Raw genomic sequence first — 12,538 nt, 5'->3', positions numbered from 1 at the left:
CCGATCAGATGTTGAAAGTAATCGCTGAAGACTTTATCAAACCCGAACACCTGGACACGGTGCGGCCCTGGTATGCCGAACTGGTGGAAAAAACCCGCCAGGAACCGCTGTGCATCGCCTACGATCTGTTTGTCGACCAGAAAGACCCGGGGCACTTTATCTTTGTCGAGCAATGGCCCGACCAGGCCGCACTGGATGCTCACTGCCAGAGCGAGCACTTCACCCGGTTGGTGCCACAGATCAACGCGTACCAGGCCAAGCCGTGCCGGGTGTTGTTGATGGATGCGTTCTGACTAATCCCCCTGTGCTGAACCGGACCACCGACGGCATCGTTGAACCCAGGAGATTCACCATGCCGTTTCTGGACTTTGCCGCACTTGCCGGGCAACTGCCCACCCCTTGGAAATCATCACCGGTCGGCCACGTCGGCCCTGCGCAGCTCAAGGTCCTGCGCATGGACGAGCAGGCCTACGCAGAAGAAACCCACGACTACAACGAAGGGTTGCTGGTCATCAGCGGCTGCCTGCGCTTGTCCATCGGCAAACAGACTGTCGAGGTGAGCGCCGGGCAGATGTATCTGGTCGAAGCCGGCATTGCCCATGGGGTACTGGCCGGCAGCCATGGCACGCTGCTGATCATCGATGTCTAGCGGACAGGCATGAGACATTCAGTAATACCCAACCTTTGCAATTGCTTACAAATACCGCCAACCTGCGCCCGCCCGACGCACGGCAGGACCCTGCGCGTCGCTATTTAAACCATTGTTCAAGAGCCCGCAGCCATGCTTAACGGACGCGACCCGCGCATCGATTTCTTTCGGGGCCTGGCGTTGATCTTCATTTTCTGGGATCACGTGCCCCACAACCCTCTCGGCCAGATCACTCTGCGCAACTTCGGTTTCAGCGATGCCGCCGAGGTCTTCGTATTTCTCGCCGGTTACGCGTCCGTGCTGGCCTACAGCAAGGTGTTGCAACGCGAAGGCTACTGGATGGCCTGCCTGAAAATCATGCGCCGCGCCTGGGTGTTGTATGTGGTGCATATCTTCTTGCTGGCGATGCTGATGGGCATCGTGTTCTTCGCCAACAGCAAGGTGGAAACCCGCGATCTGGTCCAGGAAATGGGCCTGACCCACTTCATTACCAACCCACAACAAGCCTTGACCGACGAGCTGCTGCTGCGCTTCAAGCCCAACCTGATGGACCCGCTGCCGTTGTACATTGTGTTGCTGCTGGGCTTGCCCCTGGCCCTGCCGGTGCTGGTGCGCAAGCCCCTGGCAGTGGTCGCGGTGTCGTTGACTGTGTATCTACTGGCCCCCAGGCTGGGCTGGAACCTGGCGGCGATTGCCGACGGTGTGTGGTACTTCAACCCGGTGACCTGGCAATTGCTGTTCATACTCGGTGGTGCCGCCGCCATTCACGCCAGCCAGCCACGGGCGCCTGAAACCCGGCCCTTGCACCAGCAGCCATTGTTTCTTGCGGCAGCGGCGTATGTGCTGCTGGCCGGTATCATCACCCTCTCCTGGCGCTGGCCTGAAATCCACGATGCTGTGATGCCAGCAGCCCTGAGCAATCTGTTGTACCCCATCAGCAAGACAGACCTGTCGCCCGTGCGCCTGCTGCACTTCCTCGCCCTGGCCTACGTCACCGCTAAACTGTTGCCCGGTCGCGGCTGGACCCAGAACTGGCTGGCCCGACAAAGCTGTCGTATGGGCCGTTACTCCCTGGAGGTGTTCTGCCTGGGGGTATTGCTGGCGCCGCTGGCAGACATGCTCAACGCCCAGGTCGATGATGCCTGGCCGATGCAGATATTCAGCGCCCTGCTGGGGCTGGTATTGATGGCCGGGCTAGCGGTGTGGCTGGAGTTCAACAAGCACTTGAACCTGTCGGCCGCACAGCGATCCATCGCGATTAAATAGTTAGCCCCCGGGCCTGCATGCGCGATGCGTCCATCTACCCTCCACTTATCGTGAAAGGTAGAGCGCATGCCACTCAACAATGACTCGGCGGCCTGTCCGGCAATCTGCAATCGAGTCCCTCCAGGCCCTGGATGGCCTGGACGCCGAAACACGACCAGCCTGCCGCAAGGGGCAGGCCGTGTGTCAAATCATGCCGAATGCGGCGAACCCTGGCTGGCCTGGGTCGGCTGCAGCTTGAACACGTAGAACAGCACCGTCAGGAACAGCAGGAACACCGGGCCGACATACAGCGCGATGCGAGTGTCCGGGAAGTACGCCATCAGGCCCACCACCAATACCAGGAAGGCCAGGGCCAGGTAGGAACTGACCGGGTATAGCCACATACGGTACTTCAGGGCTTTCTGCTCGGCCGGGCTCAGGCTTTTGCGGAACTTGAGCTGGGCCAGCAGGATCATCACCCAGGTCCAGATCGCACCGAAGGTAGCGATGGACGTGACCCAGACAAACACCTTGTCCGGCACCAGATAGTTGAGCAATACGCCCAACAGCAAGGCGAAGATCGACAGCAGCAGCGCCTTGCGCGGCACGCCGTTGCTGGAGGTGGTGCCGAAGGTTGCCGGGGCCTGGCCGTTCTGCGCCAGGCTGTAGAGCATGCGCCCGGTGCTGAAGATCCCGCCGTTGCACGATGACAGCGCGGCGGTGATCACCACGAAGTTGATGATGCCAGCCGCGGTCTTGATGCCGAGGCGCTCGAAGGTCATCACGAAGGGGCTGCCCTGGGTACCGATTTCATTCCACGGGTAGATCGACAGAATCACGAACAACGCACCGACATAGAACAGCAGAATCCGCCAGAACACCGAGCCGATCGCGTTGGGAATGGTCTTCTGTGGGTTCTTCGCCTCACCGGCGGTCAGGCCGATCATTTCCACGCCCAGGTAGGCAAACATCACCATTTGCAGGGACATCAACACACCCTGCACACCGTTGGGCAGGAAGCCGCCATGGGCCCACAGGTTGGAAATCCCCAGCGCTACACCGTCATTGCCAAAGCCGAAGGCAATGATGCCGACGCCGCCGATGACCATCGCAATGATGGTAACGATCTTGATCAGGGCAAACCAGAACTCGAACTCACCGAACGCCTTGACCGCGATCAGGTTGATGGTGCCCATGCTGACCAGCGCCGCCAGGGCCCAGATCCAGCGTGGCGTATCGGGAAACCAGACGCCCATGTACACCGCCACGGCGGTGATTTCCGCGACGCAGGTCACCAGCCACAGGAACCAGTAGTTCCAGCCGGTGAGAAAGCCCGCCAACGGGCCGAGGTAATCCTGGGCGTAACGGCTGAACGAGCCGGCGACGGGGTTATGCACCGCCATTTCACCGAGGGCACGCATGATCACCAGGATCGCCAGGCCGCCAATGATGTAGGAAAGCATGATTGCCGGGCCGGCCATTTCAATGGCCTTGGCCGAGCCGAGGAACAGACCGACACCGATGCAGGCGCCGAGCGCCATCAAGCGAATATGCCGTTCACCCAGTTCACGTTTGAGCGGGCCGCCGGAAGCGGTCTCGCCATGGGGCAGGTGGTTGCCAGCTGGCATAGGGATACAACCTCATTTTGTTATTGGATTGAACCACCGAGCGTTCAGTGGCACGGCCGGTCGCCATGACACCGTCCTGCCGGGCTCACCTTGTGGGTAAACCCGTCTGGCCGCGCAAATCGGCCAGCTCAGGGGGCATGCAGTATAAAAAGCCAGAAGCAGGGCTTTTCACTCTATAAACAACAATATTCAGCGAGTTTTCTCGGCAAGTGCCGCTTCTGCGGAGGGGCATCACCTGAACGATGTAGGCATCGTCTTACGTAAACGGCGGCGAGTATTGCACAGCATTGGTGCATCGTCATGCCCCTACCCTGGTCGTATTTACCCAGCCGAAGCGCTCTAGTCCGTGGGTCAGTCGCGCTCAACCACCACACATCCACTGTGCGCAGAGTGACCGCCATGGAATTGCGACAAATTCCCTGTCCACCTCAAACAGCGTCTACGCTTCACTCAAGTCCGATCAATCTGCGTGAATGGATCAATCGACTATGGGCGCTTTATGGCAAACCGATTCGACCAAGGCTGCGGGCCCCGCCGACAACCTGGATGAACAGCCATTGCCACAAGGCCCCCGCAAGCGGCGGTATGGGTGGCGAATGATCTGGATACTGCTGGTGATCGGGCTGATCGCTGCAGGTTTTGCCGCCAATCGGGAAATGCGCACCTCTTACTGGCAAGCCCGGGAGTTGAGTCGACTCGCCAAGACCTTGAACTACCAGGTACAACCGGGCGCCAGCGATGCCATCGTTTATCCGGGTGATGGCCCGTTTGACAAGCGCCTGGGCTACAGCGCCCTGGGTGAGTTCCTGCCGCGCCTGATCAAGCGTGACTACCTGATCCAGCAGCAGGCGCGCTTTTCCAGCGCACTGCTCGATTACAGCCAATACGGCCTGTTCATCCCCTACCCCGAGAAGATCCAGGCCGGCCTGTCGATCACCGATTGCCGGGGCGCACCGCTGTACCGCTTCACTTACCCACAGCAGGCGTACCAGCACTTCACCGATATCCCGCCCGTGATCGTCAACAGCCTGCTGTTCATCGAGAACCGCGACCTGCTCGACCCCGCCCAGCCCCAGGCCAACCCGGCGGTGGATTGGCCGCGTTTTGCCAAGGCGGCCTGGTCGCAAATTGCCCGCCTGCTGCATTTGCCGGGGCAGACCGCCGGCGGCAGCACCCTGGCCACACAACTGGAGAAGTATCGCCACTCACCCGACGGGCTGACCCTGAGCGGTGGCGAGAAAATCCGCCAGATGATTTCTGCCAGCGTACGCGCCTATCAGGACGGGCCAGACAACCTGCAGGCGCGCCAGGACATTGTGCGCGACTACCTCAACAGCGTGCCGCTGTCTGCCGTGCCCGGCCACGGTGAAGTGCATGGCATGGCCGAGGGCTTGCGGGTCTGGTATGGCGCCGATTTCAAGCAGACCAATGCCCTGCTCGCCGGTAACGATCCGCACAGTCTCGGGCAAAAAGGCCTGGCCCTGCGTGAGGTGTTGTCGCTGATGATTGCCCAGCGCCGACCGTCCTACTACCTCACCAAAGGCCACGCAGACCTGGCGAACCTGACCGACAGTCATATCCGGCTGCTGACGCAAAACGGGGTGATCGACCCAGCGCTGTCCAGAGCCGCGCTCGACAGCCAGGTCAGCTACCGAGACTGGCAGCAACAACCCACGATCCAACCCATCGAAACCAACAAAGGCATCAGTGTCGCCCGCAGCCGCCTCGCGACCCTGCTCAAACGCCCGCTGTATGACCTGGACCGCCTCGACCTGTCCGCTACCAGCACCTTGCAAAACGACCTGCAAACCCAGGCCACCGCCTACCTCAAACACCTGGCCGACCCCGCCTTCGCCGGACAACTCGGCCTGCTCGGGCCGCGCCTGCTGACCCCAGCCAACACGGCCCAGGTGCGTTACAGCTTCAACCTCTACGAGATGACACCCGATGGCGCCCGCGTACGGGTACAGACCGACAACACCGATCAACCCTTCGACATCAATGAAGGCAGCAAGCTGGAACTGGGCTCCACCGCCAAACTGCGGGTGCTGACCACCTACCTGCAGATCATCAGCGAACTGCATGACCGCTACGCAGGGCAAGCGCCCGCCGCACTGAAGAAAGTCAACGTCGATGACCAGGATCGCCTGTCCCGCTGGGCCGTGGATTACCTGGCGCAAAACAGCGACCAAAGCCTGCCGAAAATGCTCGATGCGGCCCTCAACCGGCAGTACTCGGCCAGCCCCGGCGAAAGCTTTTTCACCGGCGGCGGTTTGCATCACTTCCACAACTTTCGCAACGAAGACAACGGCCGCAACCCGACCTTGCGCGACGCCCTGCGCGAATCGATCAACCTGCCGTTCATTCGCCTGATGCGCGACCTGGTGCGCTACAGCACCTACCACGGTGCCAACAACAGTGCCGAGTTGCTCAAGGACGACAACGACCCGCGCCGCCAGGAATACCTGGCCCAATTCGCCGACCGCGAGGGCACTACCTTTCTACTGCGCTTCTGGAAAAAGTACCGCAACAAGGACACCCAGGCCCGACTCGACACCTTCCTCGACAGCATGCACCCCACCGCCATCCGGCTGGCCGCCGTGCACCGCTACCTGTTGCCCCAGGCCAGTCAACAGAATTTCAACAGCTTCGTACGGGCCCACTTGATCCACACCAAGGCCCCGGAAAAGCTCACCGATGAACGTCTGGAAAAGCTCTATCAAAACTACGGCCCCGGCGCCTATGACCTGCCGGACCAAGGCTACATCGCCAAGGTCCACCCCCTGGACTTGTGGCTGCTCGGCTACCTGTTGAACAAGCCCGACGCCACCTTCACCCAAGCCGTCGCCGCCAGCGAGCACGAGCGTCAGGAAGTCTATGGTTGGCTCTTCAAAAGCCGCCACAAGAGCGCCCGCGACAGCCGTATCCGCACCATGCTGGAGATCGAGGCGTTCCTGGATATTCATCAACGCTGGCAGGCCGTCGGCTACCCCTTCGACCATCTGGTGCCGTCCCTGGCTACCGCCATCGGCAGCTCGGGCGACAAGCCCGCAGCCCTTGCGGAATTGGTAGGAACGATCCTCAATGACGGCGTGCGCCAACCGACACTGCGCATTGACAGCCTGCACTTTGCTGCCGCCACGCCTTATGAAACCCGCTTGATCAACGACCCGAATCGCGGCAAACGCGTGATGCCCAGCGAAGTCGCCAGTGCCTTGCGCGAGGCGTTGTCGCAAGTGGTGGATGCGGGAACGGCGAAAAGGGTTTCCGGCAGTTTCAAACTCACAGACGGCATGCCGCTGGCCATGGGCGGTAAAACCGGTACCGGGGATAACCGCATTGAAACCATCGGTGCCGGCGGACGCATTCTCAGCTCCAAGTCGATCAACCGCACTGCCACGTTTGTCTTCTACATCGGTGAACATCACTTCGGCACCCTGACCGCCTTCGTACCTGGCGCCTCGGCCCAAGGCTTCACGTTCACCTCGGCCTTGCCAGTACAAGTACTCAAGGGCATGGCCCCGATTTTGACGCCTTACCTACAACCCGGCACCCGGAGCTTGTGCCGGCCACCGACAGCCGGCGGTTAATCGCAACTAAGTTTTTCCGCATGTTCCCGAGCCAATACCCTGCCCGTCAAGGCATTCGCAGCTGGGCGTTACTTGTCTACTTTTCAGTCCCGAATTGTTCATTCAACACCCCCTGTTCCGAGCAACATTTTCGAGGTTTGAATGGCGTGTTCCCGCACACAATCGGATGACCCAAGCATTATCAAAAGGTCATCCAACCATGCCTACCACTGTCATAGAACAACCACTTTCGATCGCAGAAAAAAAACCGGTTCATTACGACTTCATCAAACAACAACTGCCTCGCTGGCTACTCGATACCGGGCCCCAGCGACTGACAACACTAAAAACACTCAAGCCAGACATCTCCGGGCCCCACACAAACGCACTCACGCCACCGTTACACACGGCCATGAAACAGGCTCTGGACAAGCATTGGTCCACCCAGAACACCCTCGACAAAAAATTTGCCCATCTGAATGACGTCCAGGCCTTTGCCAAGCCGCTACTCAAAGAGGCGCTGCGCGCCTACGGTGACATTGATGTGTCGCACACCTTCATTCGCCTCTATTCCCCCGTCAGCCGGCCCTGGTGGTCGATAATAGATCTGTACCCTGGCGTTAGCAGCCGAACCGTCACGTTGCTCGATGCCGCACTGCACAATTTCTCGGCCTCGGAAACCTTCGCCGACTACGCCTTCCTGTCCGATGAAGATGCCCGAGGCCAGCGCCAGCTATTGACGTTCACCCATAACGTGAGCGGCCAGGTGCTGACCGCCGACACGTTCAAGACGCTCTGTCGCAACCTCGACATTGGCGCGCGCTATCAACAGCAACTTCGGGCCTCGTTGGGGTTCGATAATCCGTCGGTCGCCGACGCGCTACGACACGAAGTCATCGACAACCTGCAGGCAGCCCTGGACAGCGCGGCCCATATGGCCCTGGCAAAAAAGCACATTGCCGAGGACGCCTATGAGCTGATCCAGCTCATGGTCACAGGCACCCCCGGGCTGCTGATGCTCGACGCCAAGCCAATCGAGTTCTACACCCTGGAACTGTTGGATACCCGCCTGGCCAGCATCCTGATCATCACCTCGCAAATGGCTGACTGGAGGGGCGGGCGGATGTTGGTCTATGTCCCCCATGACCCGGAACACCCCCTCAAGGAATACGCTTCGTCACTGGACTTCGTCATAGAACTGACCCGCCAGTTACGTGACAAGACGCCAACACCGGGTTCGCCTCACCTCAGCTATCAGCAATTCTTCAGTCAGTTCGTTCCCCATCAACAGCGCGGGCGCCTCTTTAACCAACTCAACAACCTGCTCTCGCCCGTGCGCTGGAACCCGAGGGAACCGGGTGACAGCAGCCCGAACTGGCGAGAAACCCCTGTACAGGCACCCAACCTGCAGTTTCGCACTCATTTTGTACGCGATGACGTTACTAGCTATACCAGCGAGGATCTGTGGCGTTATCTGTACCAGGACAAACTGAACAAAATCATCAACGATGCTCTGGAAGTCGCCATTTCCACAAGCTATGCCGACCGTATGGCCCGCTGGGCATGGTGGGACAATCTGGAAAAGATGCTCACGGACATTTTCAACGTCGCCCTCATGGTCATCACCCCATTCGTACCCTTCCTGGGTCTGCTGATGTTGGCCTATACCGCCTACCAACTGCTCGACGACATGCTCGAAGGCATCATCGATTGGAGCGCAGGCCGGCAAATTGAGGGGTGGCTGCATATCTTGGCGGTTGCCGAAAACGTTATTCAACTGGGGACATTCCACGCCGGAGGGCAGCTCGCAGCAGTCGCCCGCCTGAAGTTGTCTCCCTTTGTCGACAGGCTTAAACCCGTACAGGTGCCTTCCGGCGATACCCGTTTGTGGAACCCTGACTTGCGGCCTTATCAACACAGGGTGCAGGATCTGCCAGAACCGCAAGAAAATGGCCTGCACTCCCACCAGGGCAAGCAGATCGTGCGTGTGAATAACCGTCATTATGAAGTCCGGCAGAATCCCGAAACCCAGGCATTCCAACTCGCCCACCCCCAACGCTCCGACGCCTATCGCCCACCCGTAACACTCAACGGCAGCGGCGCCTGCGTACTGGAAGGCGAACAGCCGCGCACATGGAGCAATGCCCGATTACTGCGCCGGCTGGGGCCACAGACGGATGGCTTGAGCAACACAGAACTTGAGCAAGTACGCGTCATCAGCGGGGTAGAGTACGGCGCGTTGCGCCAGATGTACGTCAAGAATGAACCGACTCCGCCGTTGCTCGCCGACACGTTGAAACGCTTCAAAAATGACCATCAGATCAAGGCCAGTATCGAAAAAATTCGCATGGCACAACCGCTTGACTCTGCGTCTAGTTGGTTTGAGCAAATGGTCACCGAGCTTGAAGGCTGGCCGCAGGACAAAGCGCTGCGGGTCTATCAACACTCCGACCTGTCCGGCGACTCCCGTTTCTATGGCAGTTCGACTGCCCAGGGAGATGACGTGCTGACGCTCAGCATCGCCGACGTCATGTCCGGCCAACTGCCGGAAAAAGTCGTGGCGTTTCTCGACCCACAACAGCTCACCCGCTTACTGGGCGAAACCCTGCCCGCACCGGAACAGGTACAGGCACTGCGTGATCGGTTGGCCGAGCATGTCGAACAACAGAGTCAATCGCTCACCCGGCACCTTTACCTCGAACAAGAAGCCACTGACGACCCGCATGTCCAATTACTGCGCACCCAGTACCCTGACCTCCCCCTGAGCATCGCCCAACGGTTGGTCCGTCATACCCGAAACCGCCACCTAAAGGTGATGACCGAGGACCAACGCCTGCCACTGGACGTCAAGAACCAGGTCCGGGAACTGGAGTTCGAGGTCACCAGCACACGGGTCTTCGAGCAGATCCTTCAAGACCATCCCCTGTCGGAAGAGGCCGAACGCCTGGCGCTCAATACCTTGAGAATCTACACCGACGCGCTGGCGAACTTGCGTATCGAAATCCGTGAAAGAACCCCGACTGGCGACTTGCGGATTCAGGTCGGTGAACAGGACGCTGCAAACCTGCGCATCCTGGTGCGCAACAAAAAGGCCCAATACCGGGTCTTTAATGCTCAAGGCACACTGCTGCATGGGACGACAGACTTCTATAGCGCGGTCTTCCATACCCTGACCACCGACGCACGCTTCATCGACGGTGAGCGCCTCAGGTCATGGCTTATCGCAAAAAATACGGCCCCCGCAGAGCGGCGCCTGATAATGGCTGAACCACCGATCCGCGTACAGGCCGAACGTGAAACCCTCACCTTGCTGGGGGGCGGCAATACCAGCACTTTGCGGGGGGCACTGGCCGAAGACAGCTCTACCGTCACCTTGCAACAACGCATCAAAAAATGGCTCCCCGAAATGTCAGAGCAAGGTGTAAGACGCTTTTCTCAAGTGGCGGAAACAGCGGAAGGCCTACAAAAACTGGAGCGCCTGGAAACCGAAGGCCAAGCCTTTGAAAACACGCTAAACGACTACGTCAGATCCGCAACAAAGTTTCCTGCGGGCCATCGCCTGGAGGCCGTGACTCGTCGTACTAGAGCCCTGTTTGCTGACAGCCTGATGCAGGCTTGGCGTGAGGGCTATACGCGACTGCATGACGAGTTCAACACTCATCGCGGTGGCGTCAAGCTGGATTTATCTGAAACGCCATGGCCGGACAAACTGCCCATGCTGCCCACCGAAATGCGACAGGTCACTCGCTTGTACATGATCGACCGCGAGCTCTCTTCGGACAGCGCCAACTTCCTACAGCACTTTCCAAACCTGAGGATCCTTGATCTGACAGGCAACGCTCTAACAACGCTGCCTCCCGCCATTCAGCGCATGCCCCATCTCAGAGAGCTGAACCTGGCCGAAAACAACATTGTCCTGGACGCCTCGACCTCCGAGCAGTTGAGTAACCTGTCGCGCCTACGCGCTCTAAACCTGGCCAACAACCCGTTGGGCATCGTGCCGGATGTCAGCAAGATGCCCGAGTTAGATCTACTCCTGTTAAGCGATACCGGTATCAGTGAATGGCCTGCCGGCTTGTTTGCACAACCACGCAACGAGGCTTTCATCCTGGAACTGCGCGGTAACCCCATTACCACCGTCCCCGTGGTTGCCAGCAACTCCGAATCGGCCATCGTTGTCGCCCAGACCCGCCTGGACCGTGCAAGACTGACCGTTGAGGCCCAGGAGCGCTATGAGGCCTATAGAACCGCCGTTGGGCTTGACCCTTATCGGACCTATGAGCCCCAAGGCGACAGCCGTTACTGGCTCGACGATCTGGACGATGAAAACCGCTTTATTTATAGAGCAATCTGGAAAGACCTGGAGCATGAACACGGCTCCCAAGGTTTTTTCGAAGTGATCAAATCCCTGGAGCCCCCAGAGTTCTTCGAAGACCCGAGCGACGAGGCCCTCTATGAACAGAACAGCGCAATGATGAGATCACAAGTGCAGCGCATGCTGTCGTCCATGCACGACGACCGCGACTTGCGGCAAATACTGTTTCGGATGTCCAGTTTCCCCGGGTTGTGCCCCGATGCGGGTATGCAAATATTCAACGGTATGGGTATCGAAGTTGAGGTGAGCCAGGCCAGGCGCTTCAGCAAAACACCCGCTGAACGTGAAGAGCGACTGATCAAACTGGCCAAGGGGGCGGCCAACCTCAAGCTGTTGAACCACGTGGCGCGCGCCGACATCGCTCAGCGCCTCAAACCTGTCGAACAAGGCGGGCTCGGCCTGCGACTGACCTCAGACGTGATCAACGGCGAGCCCGGAACCGTTGATGAAGTAGAAGTTCACCTGGCCTACCAGACGCGCCTGGCCCGCAGGCTCGGTTTGCCCTGGGTCAGCGAACACATGCTGTACCGGGAGACCGCCAGGGTCAGTGAGCTATCCATCACACGAGCGCACACGGCAGTACTGGCCTTGAGTGAAGGTGACGGGCTGGTGGATCAAATACTGCTTGAGCCTTACTGGGAAAACTTCCTCAAGGAGCACTATGCGACAGACTACGAGGCCAACGAGAGCAGCATCGATGAACAATTTGCCCTCCTCGATGAACTGCAAAGCGAACAACAAGCGTTGACCCAATCCCCGGACCTGACCGAGGCGCAGAAAGTTGAAAAACGCGAACAACTGAAACTCATGGTCGAGCAATTACAAATCGAAGACCGAGTAGTGCCTGACGAGCCGATGTCCGATGAGCTCTACAACCAATTGCTCAATGACCTGGGCCGGCGACGCCAGGAATGGTTGCGGGAACAGACCCGCCTGTCGCTGGGACGGATCGACGAATAAGACGCCGAGGCATGTCTTAATACCAGGTGTGTAGGAGCGAGCTTGCTCGCGAAGGTCGTGAACGATAACGCGTATTGGCTGGATAAACGCGGCGTTCTTGAGTTTTTCGCGA

The 12,538-nt window shown here is 59.1% G+C and carries 6 protein-coding genes; 5 read left to right on the top strand and 1 reads right to left on the bottom strand.

Annotation, left to right across the window (positions count from 1 at the left end):
* Positions 1-8 precede the first annotated feature (8 nt).
* The 3 genes from FJD34_RS05015 (at position 9) to FJD34_RS05005 (ending at position 1,915) form a co-directional block, all read left to right on the top strand.
* Positions 9-293 (top strand): putative quinol monooxygenase, encoded by a 285-nt coding sequence (locus FJD34_RS05015; protein WP_032859933.1) that lies wholly within the window; start codon positions 9-11, stop codon positions 291-293.
* 59 nt (positions 294-352) lie between these two features.
* Entirely contained in the window at positions 353-649 is a 297-nt protein-coding gene (locus FJD34_RS05010; RefSeq protein WP_065944155.1) for a cupin domain-containing protein, read from the top strand.
* 132 nt (positions 650-781) lie between these two features.
* Positions 782-1,915: an OpgC family protein gene (locus FJD34_RS05005; protein ID WP_065944156.1), complete on the top strand. Its 1,134-nt coding sequence runs from the start codon at positions 782-784 to the stop codon at positions 1,913-1,915.
* 188 nt (positions 1,916-2,103) lie between these two features.
* Here FJD34_RS05005 and FJD34_RS05000 read toward each other — a convergent pair whose 3' ends face one another.
* Positions 2,104-3,522, bottom strand: a complete 1,419-nt coding sequence (locus FJD34_RS05000; protein WP_032859936.1) for an amino acid permease — start codon at positions 3,520-3,522, stop codon at positions 2,104-2,106.
* Positions 3,523-4,010: 488 nt separating this feature from the next.
* On the opposite strand from FJD34_RS05000, the gene FJD34_RS04995 reads away from it, so the two are divergent.
* A complete protein-coding gene (locus FJD34_RS04995; RefSeq protein WP_090291929.1) occupies positions 4,011-7,112 on the top strand; it encodes a transglycosylase domain-containing protein in 3,102 nt (1,033 codons plus the stop codon).
* Positions 7,113-7,503: 391 nt separating this feature from the next.
* Positions 7,504-12,426: an NEL-type E3 ubiquitin ligase domain-containing protein gene (locus FJD34_RS04990; RefSeq protein WP_223232718.1), complete on the top strand. Its 4,923-nt coding sequence runs from the start codon at positions 7,504-7,506 to the stop codon at positions 12,424-12,426.
* Positions 12,427-12,538 lie beyond the last annotated feature (112 nt).

This window comes from Pseudomonas brenneri, assembly GCF_007858285.1.
Taxonomy (GTDB): Bacteria; Pseudomonadota; Gammaproteobacteria; order Pseudomonadales; family Pseudomonadaceae; genus Aquipseudomonas; species Aquipseudomonas brenneri.
Note: the sequence above shows the minus strand (reverse complement) of the source record. Positions and strands in the feature narration are given on the sequence as shown.